Raw genomic sequence first — 15,600 nt, 5'->3', positions numbered from 1 at the left:
GAGCCTCGTGAGACGCCTGCTGTGGCCCTTCGTGGTCCTGGCGCTGCTGCTGATCCTGAACGTGCTCTTCACGCCCACCTTCTTCTCGATCCAGGTCAGGGACGGCCACCTGTACGGCAGCCTGATCGACATTCTGCGCTTCGGCGCGCCGCTGATCCTGGTGTCGCTGGGCATGACGCTGGTCATCGCGACCGGCGGCATCGACCTGTCGGTGGGCTCGGTGGTGGCGATCGCGGGCGCGCTGGCCTGCCTGCAGATCAGCCAGGACGCCGGCGTGTTCACCGCCGTGGCGCTTGCGCTCGGGCTGTGCCTGGTGCTCGGGGCCTGGAACGGGTTCCTGGTCGCGGGGATCGGGATCCAGCCGATCATCGCCACGCTCATCCTCATGGTGGCCGGGCGCGGTCTGGCCCAGCTCATCACCGACGGGCAGATCATCACCGTCAACAGCCCGGCGTACAAGGTGATCGGCGGCGGCTACTGGCTGACGGTGCCGTTCGGCATCCTCATCGTCATCGGCGTGCTGGCCGTCACCGCGTTCCTGACCAGGCGGCTGGCGCTGGGCATGCTGATCGAGTCGGTCGGCGGCAACGCCGAGGCGAGCAGGCTGGCGGGCATCAGGTCGCGCGGGATCATCATCATGGTCTACGCGTTCGCCGCCCTGTGCGCGGGCGTGGCCGGTCTGATGATCAGCTCGAACGTCTCCAGCGCCGACGGCAACAACGCCGGCCTGTGGATCGAGCTGGACGCGATCCTGGCCGTGGTGATCGGCGGCACGTCGCTGTCGGGCGGGCGGTTCTCGCTGGGCGGCACCGTGCTGGGCGCGCTCATCATCCAGACCCTGACCACGACGATCTACTCGATCGGCGTGCCGCCGGAGACCACGCTGCTGTTCAAGGCGCTGGTCGTGACGGCGGTCTGCCTCATCCAGTCGCCGTCCTTCCGCGAGAAGGTGTTCCGCCGGCGCGGGCGGCCCGTGCCCAGCGCGGTGCCCGAGGAGAAGGTGCGGGTGACCACATGACCACGATGACGCTCGGCCGGACGGCCGTTCCGACCAAGTACCTGCCGGTGCTCGTGACGGGGTGCCTGTTCCTGGCGATGTTCGTGGTGGGCGGGATCCGCTACGAGGGGTTCGCCAGCGGTCAGGTGGTCCTGAACGTCTTCATCGACAACGCCTTCCTGCTGGTGGTGGCGGTCGGGATGACGTTCGTGATCCTCACCGGGGGCATCGACCTGTCGGTGGGGTCGGTGGTGGCGCTGTCCACGATGATCTCGGCCAGTCTCATGGAGGGGCCGGGGTGGCCGCCGTACCTGGTGATCCCGCTGGTGCTGGCCATCGGGTCGGGGCTGGGGCTGGTGATGGGGTACATCGTGCACGCCTTCGACATCCAGCCGTTCATCGTGACGCTGGCGGGCATGTTCCTGGCCCGGGGGCTGTGCTACACGATCGCGACCGACTCGATCCCGATCGACGACCCGACGTTCACGGCGTTCGCGCAGACCAAGGTCGACCTGTTCGCCGGCATGTGGGTCTCGCCGAGTGTGATCATCGCGCTGGTGGTCGTGGGGGTGGCGGCGTACGTGCTGCACTACACCCGCTTCGGCCGGTCCGTCTACGCCACCGGCGGCAGCGAGCAGTCGGCGCTGCTGATGGGGCTGCCCGTGGGGCGGACGAAGATCACGGTCTACACCGTCAGCGGGTTCTGCTCGGCGCTGGGCGGGGTGCTGCTGTCGTTCTACATGCTCTCGGGCTACGGCTTGCACGCCGTGGGGATGGAACTGGACGCGATCGCGGCGGTCGTGATCGGCGGCACGCTGCTCACGGGTGGCAGCGGCTTCCTGCTCGGGACCGTGCTCGGCGTGCTCGTGCTCGGGCTGATCCAGACGATCATCAGTTTCGAAGGGACGCTCTCCTCGTGGTGGACCAAGATCTTCATCGGAATGTTGCTCTTCGTCTTCATCCTGCTGCAGCGGCTCTTCTCGGCCCGATCGCGCCGCTGACCTCGGCGAAATCGGCAAGAAACCTGCCCATTGGCCTGCCACTCCGCCGTTGTGCCTGGTAGGCGCGGTGGCGGCGGCCTGCCGCAGGTTTCCGGAAAGTTACCGGTCGGTTATGTCCGAGTGTTGACATAAGCTTTGTTAGCGATAACAATCGGCGGATACGCGCGAACTTTGTTCTGATTCGTCACGTTCGGTGATCGAATTTTTCGCTCTATCGGCAGCCGCCGCGTCCTGCGCTGCCGCGACCCCCATGGAAAGGGATGCACATGAGGTTGGGACGAATCGGGGGCGTGGTGTCCGCCATCGCGCTCGCCGCGACCATGACGGCCTGTGGCTCGAGCACGAAGACCGTCGACACCGAGGCATCCGCCTCGGCCGCCGCCGGTAACGCGGGCGCCCTCATCGGCGTCACCATGCCGACGAAGTCCTCCGAGCGCTGGATCCATGACGGTGACAACGTCAAGCAGCAGCTCGAGAAGCTCGGCTACAAGGTGGACCTCCAGTACGCCGAGAACGACATCCCGACGCAGGCCAACCAGATCGAGAACCAGATCACCAAGGGCGCCAAGCTCCTGATCATCGCCTCGATCGACGGCACCGCCATCACCTCCCAGCTCCAGCAGGCCGCCGACGCCAAGATCCCGGTCATCGCCTACGACCGGCTGATCCGCAACAGCCCGAACGTCGACTACTACGCCACCTTCGACAACTTCAAGGTGGGCGTGCAGCAGGCGACCTCGCTGCTCAAGGGCCTCGGCGTCGAGGACGGCAAGAAGGGCCCGTTCAACGTCGAGCTGTTCGGCGGCTCGCCTGACGACAACAACGCCACCTTCTTCTGGGAGGGCGCGATGTCGGTGCTGAAGCCGAAGATCGACGACGGCACCCTGAAGGTCGCGAGCGGCCAGACCGACTTCAAGACCGCCGCCATCCTGCGCTGGGACCCGGCCACCGCGCAGAAGCGCATGGAGGACATCCTCACCAAGACCTACACCGGGGGCACCAAGGTGGACGGCGTGCTGTCGCCGTACGACGGTCTGTCCATCGGCATCCTGTCGGCGCTCAAGAGCTCCGGCTACGGCACCAGCGGCCAGCCGTACCCGACCGTGACCGGCCAGGACGCCGAGCTCGCGTCGGTCAAGTCGATCATCGCCGACGAGCAGTACTCCACCATCTTCAAGGACACCCGCAAGCTCGCCGAGCAGACGGTGAAGATGGCCGACGCCGTGCTCAAGGGCGCCCAGCCCGAGGTGAACAACACCAAGGACTACGACAACGGCAACAAGGTCGTGCCCTCGTACCTGCTCGACCCGGTGATCGTGGACAAGAGCAACTACAAGGAAGTCATCGTCGGCGGCAACTACTACACCGAGGACCAGCTCAAGTAAGGGCTCGCCCCGGGAGGACAGGCGTCCTCCCGGGGCGCTCTGAGCGAGGGGCATATGACCGAGCACATCTTGCGGATGAGCGGGATCACCAAGACGTTCCCCGGTGTCAAGGCGCTGCAGGACGTCAACCTGTCGGTACGACGGGGCGAGATCCACGCTATTTGTGGTGAGAACGGCGCTGGCAAGTCGACGCTGATGAAGGTGCTGTCCGGGGTCTACCCGCACGGCGAGTACGAAGGCGAGATCACCTTCGAGGGCGAGCGCTGCGTGTTCGGCGGCATCCGCGACAGCGAGCACGCCGGCATCGTCATCATCCATCAGGAGCTGGCGCTCAGCCCGCAACTGTCGATCGCGGAGAACATCTTCCTCGGCAACGAGCGCGCCAAGCGCGGCATCATCGACTGGAACCGCACCAACTTCGAGGCCGCCGCGCTCATGCGGCGGGTCGGGCTGCGTGAGAACCCGACGACGCCGATCGCCGACATCGGCGTCGGCAAGCAGCAGCTCGTCGAGATCGCCAAGGCGCTGTCGAAAGAGGTGAAGCTGCTCATCCTCGACGAGCCGACCGCCGCGCTCAACGACGACGACTCGGCGCACCTGCTCGACCTGCTGCGCGGGCTGCGGGACGAGGGCATCACCTGCGTGATCATCTCCCACAAGCTCAACGAGGTGACCGCGATCGCCGACTCCGTCACGATCATCCGCGACGGCCGGACGATCGAGACGCTGGAGATGGCCACCGACGACGTCACCGAGGACCGCATCATCGCCGGCATGGTCGGGCGCGCCCTCGACAACCGCTTCCCGCCCCACGAGCCGACGATCGGCGACGAGGCGCTGCGGATCGAGGACTGGACGGTCTACAGCCCGAGCCAGCCCGGCCGGAAGGTGGTCGACCGGGCCGCGCTGACGCTGCGGCGCGGCGAGATCGTGGGCCTGGCGGGGCTGATGGGCGCCGGGCGCACCGAGCTGGCGATGAGCGTGTTCGGGCGCGCGTACGGGGTGCACATCTCCGGCAAGGTCTTCAAGGACGGCAAGCCGATCGAGATCAACCACGTCCAGGACGCGATCAGGCACGGCATCGCCTACGCCACCGAGGACCGCAAGCGCTACGGGCTCAACCTCATTGAGGACATCAAGCGCAACATCAGCGCGGCCGGGCTCAAGGGCCTGGCCAAGAACGGCTGGGTGAACGAGAACGAGGAATATCGCGTCGCCGAGCAGTTCCACAAGAGCATGAACATCAAGGCGCCCAGCGTCAACAGCGTCGTCGGCAAGCTGAGCGGCGGCAACCAGCAGAAGGTCGTGCTCTCGAAGTGGATCCTGACCGAGCCTGACGTGCTCATCCTCGACGAGCCCACCCGGGGCATCGACGTCGGCGCCAAGTACGAGATCTACACGATCATCAACCGCCTGGCCGACGAGGGCAAGGCCGTGCTGGTGATCTCCTCTGAGTTGCCTGAGCTGCTCGGCCTGTGCGACCGCATCTACACACTCTCCGAAGGTCGCATCACCGGCGAGGTCCTCCGCCAGGAGGCCACCCAGGAACGCCTCATGCACCTCATGACCAAGGGACAGGAGTAGCTCTGATGAGCAGCATCACGCCCGCCGACGTGAAGGTCGGCGCCAAGGGCGACGGTGGAGGGCCACGGCAGCCGGGCCGGGTGTCGCTCGGCGGCATCTCGCTCAACCTGCGATCCAGTGGCATCTACATCGCCTTCGCGCTGATCATCGTGCTGTTCTCGGTGCTGACCGACGGTGCGCTGCTCACGCCGCAGAACATCTCGAACATCATCGTCCAGAACTCCTACGTCCTGATCCTCGCGATCGGGATGATCCTGATCATCATCGCCGGGCACATCGACCTGTCGGTCGGCTCGGTGGTGGCGGTCACGGGAGCGCTGGCCGCGGTGCTCATGGTGAACATGGGCTGGCCATGGCCGCTGGCCCTGCTCACCACGCTGGTGGCCGGCGCGCTCATCGGAGCCTGGCAGGGCTACTGGATCGCCTACTTCGGCATCCCGGCGTTCATCGTGACGCTGGCCGGCATGCTGCTGTTCCGGGCGCTGACCCTGACCGTCCTGGGCAACCAGGGCATCGGCCCGTTCCCGGACCAGGTCCGTACGCTGGCCAACGGCTTCACCAACGGCTACCTCGGCAACATCGGCCTCGGCCCGCTCGGCGGCGCCGACCTGTTCAGCCTGCTGATCGGCATCGTGGCGATCGCGGGCATGGTGGCCTCCCAGTGGCGTACCCGGGGTGCGCGCAAGGGTTACGGCCAGGCGGTCGAGCCGATGGCGCTGTTCGTGCTGAAGATGGCGGCGGGCGCCGCGCTGATCCTGTTCCTGGTCGTGCAGCTCGCCCGGTTCAAGAACCTGCCGTGGGTGCTGGTGCTGCTGGCGATCCTCGTGCTGGCGTACTCGCTGATGGCCAACCGGACGGTGTTCGGCCGGCAGATCTACGCCATCGGCGGCAACCTCCAGGCGGCCGTCATGTCCGGCGTGAAGGTCAAGTCGGTGGTCTTCTGGATCTTCGTCAACATGGGCGTGCTCTCGGCCATCGCCGGCATCATCTTCGCCGGCCGGCTCAACCAGGCGGGCCCCACAGCCGGTAACAGCTTCGAGTTGGACGCCATCGCGGCGGCCTTCATCGGCGGCGCGGCCGTCCAGGGCGGCGTCGGCAAGGTCGTCGGCGCCATCACCGGCGGTCTGATCATGGCGGTCATCAACAACGGCATGTCCCTGATCGGCTCGCCCAGCGAGCGGGTCATGCTCGTCAAGGGCGCCGTGCTCCTGGCCGCCGTCGCGTTCGACGTGTGGACCAAGCGCAGGTCCGGCGTCACGCGCTAATAGGATCCCGAGAGCCCAGCCGAGAGGAGAGACCGTGACCACCCCCAAGCGCCGCCTGCCGGTGATGGCCGACGTGGCCAAAGAGGCGGGCGTGTCGCATCAGACGGTCTCCCGGGTGCTCAACGACCATCCGAACGTCCGGGCCGACACCCGGGCCCGGGTGGAGGAGGCCATCACCCGGCTGGGCTACCGGCGCAACCTGGTCGCCCGCGCACTGGTCACCAAGCGGTCGAGGACCCTCGGCGTGGTCAGCTTCGACACCACGCTGTACGGCCCGGCCAGCACGATCTACGGCATCGAGCAGGCGGCCAGGACCGCGGGCTACTTCGTCAGCATCGTGAGCCTGAAGTCCATCGACGCGGCCGGCGTGCGCGACGCCATCGACTACCTCGCCGAGCAGGGCGTCGACGGGGTCGTGGTGGTCGCGCCGCAGCGCTCGGCCGCGCGCGCCCTGGACCGGCTGCCCACCGGCATGCCGGCGGTGGCGGTCGAGGGCACGCACAACGCCAGCGTGTCGGTGGTCTGCATCGACCAGGTGGAGGGCGCCAGGCTGGCCACGCGGCACCTGCTCCAGCAGGGCCACGAGACCGTCTGGCACGTCAGCGGCCCGAGCGACTGGCTGGAGACCGAGGGCAGGATCGAGGGCTGGCGGGCCGCGCTGCTGGAGGCGGGCCGGCCGGTGCCCGAGCCGCTGGCCGGCGACTGGAGCCCGCGCGCCGGCTACGAGGCGGGCAAGAGCCTGGCCGCGATGGACGGCGTCACGGCCGTCTTCACGGCCAACGACCAGATGGCGCTCGGCGTGCTGCGCGCCCTGTCGGAGACGGGGGTGCGCGTTCCCGAGCAGATGAGTGTGGTGGGATTCGACGACATCCCCGAGTCGGAGTTCTTCTCGCCGCCGCTCACCACGGTCAGGCAGGACTTCGACGTGGTGGGCAGGCACTGCATCGAGGTGCTGCTGCGGCAGATCGATGGGGGTGTCACCGCGTACGAGCGCCTGGTCGTACGGCCCAGCTTCGTGGTGAGGTCGAGTACGGCTCCCGTCAGGTAGATGATTGGCATGCCCCCGGAACCTCCTGGAGTTCAATGTGAACGCTAACAATTACGTGGTCGGAGTGGACTTCGGCACGCTCTCTGGGCGTGCCGTCGTCGTGCGCGTCAGCGACGGCGCCGAGCTGGGCAGCGCCGTCCACGAATACACCCACCGGGTCATCGAGCAGACGCTCCCCGGCTCCGACGTGCGCCTCGGCCCCGACTGGGCCCTGCAGTCGCCGCAGGACTGGATCGACGTGCTCAAGATCGCGGTGCCGCGGGCCGTGGCCGCCGCGGGCGTGCCGCCCGAGGAGATCGTCGGCATCGGCACCGACTTCACCGCCTGCACCGTGATGCCCACCACGGCCGACGGCACGCCGCTGTGCGAGCAGACGCCCGGCGAGCCGCACGCCTGGCCCAAGCTCTGGAAGCACCACGCCGCCCAGTCGCACGCCGACCGGATCAACGAGCTGGCCGCGCGCCGCGGCGAGAGCTGGCTGCCGCGCTACGGCGGCAAGATCTCCTCCGAGTGGGAGTTCGCCAAGGGCCTTCAGGTCCTGGAGGAGGCCCCCGAGGTGTACGCCAGGGCCGAGCGCTGGATCGAGGCCGCCGACTGGATCATCTGGCGGCTCACCGGCGTCGAGAGCCGCAACATCTGCACCGTCGGCTACAAGGGCGTCTTCCAGGACGGGAGCTACCCGTCGGAGGAGTTCCTGGCCGAGCTCAACCCCGGCTTCACCGGGTTCGCCGGCAAGCTCGCCACCGGCCAGGTCGGCGAGGACGTCAACGGCACCACGCTGGCCCCGCTGGGCGGCCTCGCCGGGCGCCTGACCGCCCAGGCCGCCGCGTGGACCGGCCTGCCCGAGGGCGCGGCCGTGGCCGTCGGCAACGTGGACGCCCACGTCACCTCCGCCGCCGCCGACGCCGTCAGGCCCGGCCAGATGGTGGCCATCATGGGCACCTCCACCTGCCACATCATGCCCAGCGACCAGCTCGCCGAGGTGCCCGGCATGTGCGGCGTCGTCCGCGACGGCATCGTGCCGGGCCTGTGGGGCTACGAGGCCGGGCAGTCGGCGGTCGGCGACATCTTCGCCTGGTTCGTCGACACCTTCGGCTCCGAAGGGCACGAAGAGCTCACCGCGAAGGCCGAGCGGCAGGCGGTGGGCCAGCACGGCCTGGTCGCCCTCGACTGGTTCGGCGGCAACCGCTCGGTGCTGGTCGACCACAACCTGTCCGGCGTGATCATCGGCCAGACGCTGGCGACCAGGCAGGAGGACGTCTACCGGGCGCTCATCGAGTCCACGGCGTTCGGCGCGCGGATGATCGTGGAGACGTTCGAGAAGTCGGGCGTGCCGGTCGAGGAGTTCATCGTCGCGGGCGGGCTGCTGAAGAACCGCTTCCTCATGCAGGTCTACGCCGACGTGCTGCGCCGCCCGCTGTCGGTCATCGGCTCCGACCAGGGTCCCGCGCTCGGCTCGGCCATCCACGCGGCGGTCGCCGCCGGCGCCTACCCCTCCATCGAGGAGGCCGCCGCGGCCATGGGCAAGCGCACCGAGAACGCGTACGTGCCCGACGAGGCACGCGCCGACGCCTACGACCGGCTCTACGCCGAGTACCGCAGGCTCCACGACTTCTTCGGAGACGGACAGACGCTGCACACGCTGCGCGCGATCAGGAACGAGGCCCAGGCATGAGGAAGATCGTCGCCGACCTGCACGCCGAGCTGGTCCGCTACAACCTGGTGGTCTGGACGGCGGGCAACGTCTCGGGCCGGGTGCCGGGCGAGGACCTGTTCGTCATCAAGCCCTCCGGGGTCTCCTACGACGAGCTGACGCCGGAGAACATGGTGGTGTGCGACCTCGACGGCAACCTGGTGGAGGGCGAGCACTCGCCGTCCAGCGACACGGCGGCGCACGCCTACGTCTACCGCAACATGCCCGACGTCGGCGGCGTCGTGCACACCCACTCGACGTACGCCTCCGCCTGGGCGGCCCGCGGCGAGGCCATCCCGTGCGTGCTGACCGCGATGGCCGACGAGTTCGGCGGCGAGATCCCGCTCGGCCCGTTCGCGCTGATCGGCGACGACTCGATCGGCCAGGGCATCGTCGAGACGCTCAAGGGGCACCGCTCGAAGGCCGTGCTCATGCAGAACCACGGCGTCTTCAGCATCGGCAAGGACCCGAAGGCCGCGGTGAAGGCCGCCGTCATGTGCGAGGACGTCGCGCGTACCGTCCACGTGGCCCGCCAGCTCGGCGACCCGCTGCCCATCGCGCAGGACGACATCGACCGCCTGTACGACCGCTATCAGAACGTCTACGGACAGAGGAGCCCGCGTTGAACATCTGGTTTCTGACCGGCAGCCAGGGACTGTACGGCGAGGACACACTGCGCCAGGTGGCCGAGCAGTCCCAGCGGATCGCGGAGCAACTGCCCGTGTCCGTGGACTGGAAGCCCGTGCTGACCGACGCCGCGGCCATCCGGCGGATCATGCTCGAGGCCAACGCCGACGACTCGTGCGCCGGCGTGATCGCGTGGATGCACACGTTCTCCCCGGCCAAGATGTGGATCGCCGGGCTCGACGCGCTGCGCAAGCCGCTGCTGCACCTGCACACGCAGGCCAACGTGGAGCTGCCGTGGAGCTCCATCGACATGGACTTCATGAACCTCAACCAGGCCGCGCACGGCGACCGCGAGTTCGGGCACATCCAGACCCGGCTCGGCGTGCCGCGCAAGACGGTGGCCGGGCACGTCAGCGACCCGGCCGTGGGCGAGCGCATCCTGGTCTGGGAGCGTGCCGCCAAGGGCCTGGCCGAGGTGCGCACGCTGAAGCTGGCCCGCTTCGGCGACAACATGCGCGACGTGGCCGTCACCGAGGGCGACAAGGTCGAGGCGCAGCTCCGTTTCGGCGTCTCGGTCAACACCTACGGCGTCAACGACCTGGTCGAGGTCGTGGACGCCGCCTCCGACGCCGACGTGACGGCGCTGGTCAAGGAGTACGCCGAGCAGTACACCGTGGCCCCCGAGCTGCTCGGCGAGCGCAACGACTCGCTGCGCTACGCGGCCCGGATCGAGCTGGGCCTGCGCGGCTTCCTGGAGGCGGGCGGCTTCAAGGCGTTCACCACGAACTTCGAGGACCTCGGCGGCCTGCGCCAGCTCCCCGGCCTGGCCGTGCAGCGGCTCATGGCCGACGGCTACGGCTTCGGCGGCGAGGGCGACTGGAAGACCTCGGTCCTGCTGCGCACCCTCAAGGCGATGGCGCCGGGTGGCACCTCGTTCATGGAGGACTACACCTACCACCTGACGCCCGGCGAGGAGCTCATCCTGGGCGCGCACATGCTGGAGGTCTGCCCGTCCATCGCGGCCGGGACGCCGTCGTGCGAGATCCACCCGCTGAGCATCGGCGGCCGGGAGGACCCGGTCCGGCTCGTGTTCGATGCCGAGCCCGGCCCCGGCATCGTGGTCGGCCTGGCCGACATGGGCGACCGGTTCCGCCTGGTGGCCAACGAGATCGACGTCGTGTCGCCGCCCCAGCCGCTGCCCAAGCTGCCCGTGGCCCGCGCCGTGTGGAGCCCCCGGCCCAACCTGCGCACCTCCACCGAGTCGTGGCTGACCGCGGGCGCGCCGCACCACACGGTGCTGTCGCAGGCCGTGGGCCGGGAGGAGCTGACCGACCTGGCCGACATGCTGGGCGTGGAGCTGGTGGTCATCGACGCCGGCACCACGACTGAGCGCTTCGCCAAGGAGCTGCGCTGGAACCAGGCGTACTACCGCCTGGCCCAGGGTTTCTAGCCGGCTTCTAGTCCTCGTCGGCGGGTTTCTTGGGGGCGTTCCTGCGCTGTTCCTCGGCGCGTTCGCGGCAGCGGCGCAGGAACTCCTCGTCGTCGTCCGGGTTGGTGGCGGCGAAGCGGCCGGGACGGTCGTACTCGGGGAACGCGCTGGGCTGGGTGGCGGTGCCCGGGACACGCTGAGGCCGCCCCGCCACCAGCCAGAGCAGCGACCCGAGCAATGGGAGGATCACCACGACGACCAACCAGCCGAGCTTCGGCAGGTTGCGGCAGAGCGCCTCGGGCGTGGTGATCACGTCGAAGAGACAGTAAAGCCAGAGCGCGAGCGTGACCAGGCCCATGACCTGGGACAGATACAGCACGGCACACCTCCGTCAGCGGCACCTGAAACTAGCGGTACCCGGCCGGGCTGACAAGGCGAAGCTGTGGGAAGGTAAAGCCGTGACGTTGACCAATTGGGCTGGAAACACCACATTCCACGCAGAAGACGTGCACCACCCGGCCTCCCTCGACGAGCTCCGGCGGCTCGTGGCGGGCAGCGCGCGGGTGCGGGCGCTGGGGAGCGCGCACTCCTTCAACCACGTCGCCGACACCACCGGCGACCTCGTGGTGCTGGACCGGATGCCGGACCTGGTGGAGATCGACAGCGCCGCGGGCACGGTACGGGCCGGCGCGGGCATGACGTACGCGCGCCTCGCGCCGCTGCTGCACCAGGCCGGCTTCGCGCTGGCCAACATGGCCTCGCTGCCGCACATCTCCATCGCCGGCTCCGTCGCGACGGGCACCCACGGCTCCGGCGACGCCGTGCGAAGCCTGGCGGCCGCCGTGTCCGGCCTCGACCTGGTCACCGCCGACGGCTCGACCCTGTCACTCTCGCGCGGGGACGCCGACTTCCCCGGCGCGGTGGTGTCGCTGGGCGCGCTCGGCATCGTCACCTCGCTCACGCTCGACCTGGTGCCCGCCTTCGAGTTGCGCCAGTACGTCCGCGAGGGCCTGTCCGCGGACGCCCTGGCCGACTTCGACGCCATCATGTCCAGCGGCTACAGCGTCAGCCTCTTCACCGACTACCGCGACACCCGCGTCTGGGTGAAGCGCGAGGAGGAGCTGACCGACCCCGACTGGTACGGCACGACCCCCGCCGACCGCCCCCGTCACCCGCTGCCCGACATGCCGGCCGACAGTTGCACGGTCCAGATGGGCGTGCCCGGCCCGTGGTTCGAGCGGCTGCCGCACTTCCGCCCCGACTTCCCGCCCAGCGGTGCGGGCGACGAGCTGCAGTCGGAGCTGCTGCTGCCCAGGGAGCACGCGGTCAAGGCGCTGCGCGAGCTGTTCGCGATCGGCGACCGCATCCGCCCGGCCCTGCAGATCTCCGAGGTCCGCTCGATCGCCGCCGACGACCTGTGGCTCAGCCCCTTCCACGGCCGGGACAGCGTGGGCATCCACTTCACCTGGGTGCGCGACGTCCCCACCGTGATGCCGGTGCTGCGGCTGGTGGAGGAGACGCTGGCGCCGTACGAGCCGCTGCCGCACTGGGGCAAGCTGTTCACCCGCTGGCCCGCCTGCCCCGACCGCTTCCGCGCGCTGGTGCGCCGGTTCGACCCCGAGGGCAAGTTCGGCGGCGACTTCACCCGGATACTGCTGGGGGAGTAGGGCGCCCTCGAAGGCTTGCGCCCCCGGATGTAGCGGATCACCGGTCCGGGGGACGATGTGCCGGGGCCGCACGTCGGACATCGTTGGGGGCATGACCGATCACCCGTTCAGGTTCGGCGCGGTCGCCGGACAAGCCCCCGACGCCGGCGTGTGGACCGGCCTGGCCCGCCGGGCGGAGCGCCTCGGCTACGCGACCCTCCTGGTGCCCGACACGCTGGGCACGCTGTCGCCGTTCACCGCCGCCGCCGTCGCCGCGACGGCCACGACGACCCTGCGCGTCGGCACCTACGTCCTGAGCGCCGCCAACCGCACCCCCGAGGCCGTCGCGTGGGAGACCTCCACCCTGCAGACCCTCACCGACGGCCGCTTCGAGCTGGGCCTGGGCGCCGGGCGGCCGGACGCCGAGCGGGACGCGGCCACGCTCGGCGTGCGCTACGGCACGCCCGGCGAGCGCATCGAGCGGATCTCCCAGATCATCGACGCGGTCAAGGACGTGCGCGTCATGGTGGCCGCCGCCGGCACCCGGCTGCTGCGGCTGGCCGCGGAGAAGGCCGGCACGGTCGCCCTCGGCGTCCCGCCGCACCACACCGAGGAGCAGCTCGCGGCCAAACTGGACGAGCTGTACGAGCTGGCCGGCGACCGCTTCAACACCCTCGAGCTCAACCTGAACCTGGCCTGCGCCGGCGCCGAGCCCCCGGAGTGGGCGCTCAGCCGCTTCGGCCGCAGCGGGGTCGGCATCCTGACCGGCACGCCCCGGGAGATGGCCGACACGCTGCTCCGGCGCAGGGAGCGGCTCGGAATCTCGTACGTGTCGGTGAACGCCCAGTTCATGGACGACTTCGCGCCGGTCGTGGAAAGGCTCGCCGGTACCTGACAGGACCTGACAGGTACGCCTGCCACGATGGTCGCCATGACCGCCAAGGGAACCTTCGACACCGCCAACTGGACTCCCCAGCCGCCCTTCGACGACCGCGACGGCGTCACGCTCGGGCTCGTGACCCTGGACAAGACCTTCCACGGTGACCTGACCGGCACCAGCGTCGTCACCATGATGATCGCGACCACCCCCGTGGAGGCGTCGCGCTCCTACGTGGCGCTCGAGCGCGTCGAGGGGACCCTGGACGGGCGCTCGGGCAGTTTCGTCGTCCAGCACGACGCCACCAGCGACGCCACCAGCGACGCCGGCGAGCAGTCGCTGCGCGTCAGGGTGGTCGCGGACTCGGCGACCGGGGAGCTGCGCGGGCTGCGGGGCGAGATGGGCATCGCCATCACCCCCGACGGCGGCCACTCCTACACCTTCGACTACACCCTCTGACGCCATCGGTCTCGGTCAGGCAGTCGCGGTCGGAGGGTCGCGGTCTGACAATCGTCCTATGCCGACAAGTCACTGGGCCTGGGGCCCGGAGCCGGACGAGTCCGAATTACGGGAGATCGCCCGGTTGTTCAGCGAGCACACGGGGCTGGGCGACCCGGCCGCGTGGGAGCCGCCCGTGCCCTTCTCCCCGGAGCTGGTGCCCGAGCCCCGGCTCGCCGTCCCGCCGCTGCCGTTCTGCACGGCCGACCCGTTCGAGCGGGCCGTGCGAACCTACGGCCAGGCCTACCGCGACCTGATCCGCGCCTACCGGGGCGACTTCGCCCACGCCCCCGACCTGGTGGCACTGCCGGGCGACGAGGACGAGATCGAGCGGGTCCTGGAGTGGGCCTCGGCTCACGGGGTGGCGGTGGTGCCCAGGGGCGGCGGGACGAGCGTCGTGGGCGGCGTCGAGTCCCGCTTCGACGGCCCCTCCGTCTGCCTCGACCTGCGCCGCATGAACCGGGTCCTGGAGGTGGACGAGACCTCGCAGGCGGCGCTGGTGGAGGCGGGCGCGTCGGGGCCCGAGATCAACGCGCGGCTGCTCGGCGGGCTGCAACTGCGCTTCTTCCCGCAGTCGTACGAGTTCTCCACCCTCGGCGGCTGGATCGCCACCCGGGCCGGTGGCCATTTCGCCACCCTGCACACCCACATCGACGACCTGGTGGAGTCCGTCAGGGCCGTCGCGCCCGCCGGGGCGTGGGAGTCGCGCCGGCTGCCGGGCTCTGGCGCGGGCCCGTCGCCGGACCGCTGGCTGCTCGGCTCCGAGGGCGCTTTGGGCGTGATCACCCGCGCCTGGATCCGGGTCCACCGGCGGCCGGTGCACAAGGTGTCGCTGCCGGTGCGGTTCGCCGAGTGGGCGGCCGGGGTGGCCGCCGTGCACGACCTCGCGCAGTCCGGTCTGCACCCGTCGAACTGCCGGCTGCTGGACGCCCGCGAGGCCGCGCTGACCTCGGGCGGCGACGGACGGCACGCGGTGCTCATCGTCGGCTTCGAGTCGGCCGACCATCCCGTGGACGCGTGGGTGTCGCGGGCGCTGGAGATCGTCGCGGGGCATGGGGGCGTGGCCGGGGAGGCGCGGCAGGACCAGGCGTGGAAGGGGGCGTTCACGCGGATGCCGTACCTGCGTAACGCGTACCCGGGGCTGGGGGTGCTGGCCGAGACCGTCGAGACGGCCGTCACCTGGGACCGTTTCCCGGCCCTGCACGAGGCCGTGATGGCCGAGCACAAGGGCGCGACGTGCCGCCTGGCCTTCGCCTATCCCGACGGGCCGGCGCCGTACTACACGATCGTCGCCCCCGCCGTGCCTGGCGGGGAGCTGGCGCAGTGGGACGACCTCAAGAGCCGCCTCTCGGAGACCGTCCTGCGGATGGGCGGCACGATCACCCATCACCACGCCGTGGGCCGCGACCACCGCCCCTTCTACGACCGGCAGCGGCCGGACCCGTTCGCCCTCGCGCTCAGGGCCGCCAAGGCGGCGCTCGATCCGCAGGGCCTGCTCAATCCGGGGGTGCTGATCTGACCGGCGTGATCCAGTAACGTACCGACCAGCC

At 69.8% G+C, this 15,600-nt stretch carries 14 protein-coding genes; 13 read left to right on the top strand and 1 reads right to left on the bottom strand.

The window, feature by feature from the left end; translation table 11 throughout:
- Positions 1–7 precede the first annotated feature (7 nt).
- The 9 genes from AB0I15_RS34865 (at position 8) to araA (ending at position 11,050) form a co-directional block, all read left to right on the top strand.
- A complete protein-coding gene (locus AB0I15_RS34865) occupies positions 8–1,018 on the top strand; it encodes an ABC transporter permease (protein ID WP_358104998.1) in 1,011 nt (336 codons plus the stop codon).
- A complete protein-coding gene (gene yjfF, locus AB0I15_RS34860) occupies positions 1,015–1,998 on the top strand; it encodes a galactofuranose ABC transporter, permease protein YjfF (RefSeq protein WP_358104995.1) in 984 nt (327 codons plus the stop codon). Before AB0I15_RS34865 ends, yjfF begins: the two co-directional genes overlap by 4 nt.
- 266 nt (positions 1,999–2,264) lie before the next feature.
- Positions 2,265–3,383, top strand: coding sequence for a multiple monosaccharide ABC transporter substrate-binding protein (chvE, locus tag AB0I15_RS34855; protein WP_358104992.1), 1,119 nt, complete (start codon positions 2,265–2,267; stop codon positions 3,381–3,383).
- Positions 3,384–3,437: 54 nt separating this feature from the next.
- Positions 3,438–4,967 (top strand): multiple monosaccharide ABC transporter ATP-binding protein, encoded by a 1,530-nt coding sequence (gene mmsA, locus AB0I15_RS34850; RefSeq protein WP_358104989.1) that lies wholly within the window; start codon positions 3,438–3,440, stop codon positions 4,965–4,967.
- 5 nt (positions 4,968–4,972) lie between these two features.
- Positions 4,973–6,232 carry a multiple monosaccharide ABC transporter permease gene (gene mmsB, locus AB0I15_RS34845; RefSeq protein ID WP_358104986.1) on the top strand — a complete coding sequence of 420 codons (1,260 nt, stop codon included), beginning with the start codon at positions 4,973–4,975 and terminating at the stop codon, positions 6,230–6,232.
- 34 nt (positions 6,233–6,266) lie between these two features.
- Positions 6,267–7,280 (top strand): LacI family DNA-binding transcriptional regulator, encoded by a 1,014-nt coding sequence (locus AB0I15_RS34840; protein WP_358104983.1) that lies wholly within the window; start codon positions 6,267–6,269, stop codon positions 7,278–7,280.
- Positions 7,281–7,335: 55 nt separating this feature from the next.
- Positions 7,336–8,955 carry a ribulokinase gene (gene araB, locus AB0I15_RS34835; RefSeq protein ID WP_358105217.1) on the top strand — a complete coding sequence of 540 codons (1,620 nt, stop codon included), beginning with the start codon at positions 7,336–7,338 and terminating at the stop codon, positions 8,953–8,955.
- Complete coding sequence (locus AB0I15_RS34830; RefSeq protein ID WP_358104980.1) at positions 8,952–9,599, top strand: L-ribulose-5-phosphate 4-epimerase; 648 nt, start codon at positions 8,952–8,954, stop codon at positions 9,597–9,599. Before araB ends, AB0I15_RS34830 begins: the two co-directional genes overlap by 4 nt.
- Positions 9,596–11,050 (top strand): L-arabinose isomerase, encoded by a 1,455-nt coding sequence (araA, locus tag AB0I15_RS34825; RefSeq protein ID WP_358104977.1) that lies wholly within the window; start codon positions 9,596–9,598, stop codon positions 11,048–11,050. Before AB0I15_RS34830 ends, araA begins: the two co-directional genes overlap by 4 nt.
- A 7-nt stretch (positions 11,051–11,057) precedes the next feature.
- Here the strand turns inward: araA and AB0I15_RS34820 are convergent, their stop codons facing one another.
- Positions 11,058–11,408 carry a PLDc N-terminal domain-containing protein gene (locus AB0I15_RS34820; RefSeq protein WP_358104974.1) on the bottom strand — a complete coding sequence of 117 codons (351 nt, stop codon included), beginning with the start codon at positions 11,406–11,408 and terminating at the stop codon, positions 11,058–11,060.
- A 79-nt stretch (positions 11,409–11,487) separates the two neighbouring features.
- Between AB0I15_RS34820 and AB0I15_RS34815 the strand changes: the two genes are divergently transcribed.
- From AB0I15_RS34815 to AB0I15_RS34800, 4 genes are all read left to right on the top strand, one after another.
- On the top strand, positions 11,488–12,696 hold the full coding sequence (locus AB0I15_RS34815) for an FAD-binding protein (protein ID WP_358104971.1): 1,209 nt from the start codon (positions 11,488–11,490) through the stop codon (positions 12,694–12,696).
- A gap of 91 nt (positions 12,697–12,787) precedes the next feature.
- Positions 12,788–13,570: an LLM class flavin-dependent oxidoreductase gene (locus tag AB0I15_RS34810; RefSeq protein ID WP_358104968.1), complete on the top strand. Its 783-nt coding sequence runs from the start codon at positions 12,788–12,790 to the stop codon at positions 13,568–13,570.
- 36 nt (positions 13,571–13,606) lie between these two features.
- Complete coding sequence (locus AB0I15_RS34805) at positions 13,607–14,011, top strand: DUF3224 domain-containing protein (protein ID WP_358104965.1); 405 nt, start codon at positions 13,607–13,609, stop codon at positions 14,009–14,011.
- Between the two features lie 58 nt (positions 14,012–14,069).
- On the top strand, positions 14,070–15,569 hold the full coding sequence (locus AB0I15_RS34800) for an FAD-binding oxidoreductase (protein ID WP_358104962.1): 1,500 nt from the start codon (positions 14,070–14,072) through the stop codon (positions 15,567–15,569).
- The last annotated feature ends 31 nt before the right edge of the window (positions 15,570–15,600 follow it).

Origin of the sequence: Nonomuraea sp. NPDC050643 (genome assembly GCF_040654715.1) — a bacterium.
GTDB lineage: Bacteria > Actinomycetota > Actinomycetes > Streptosporangiales > Streptosporangiaceae > Nonomuraea.
Note: the sequence above shows the minus strand (reverse complement) of the source record. Positions and strands in the feature narration are given on the sequence as shown.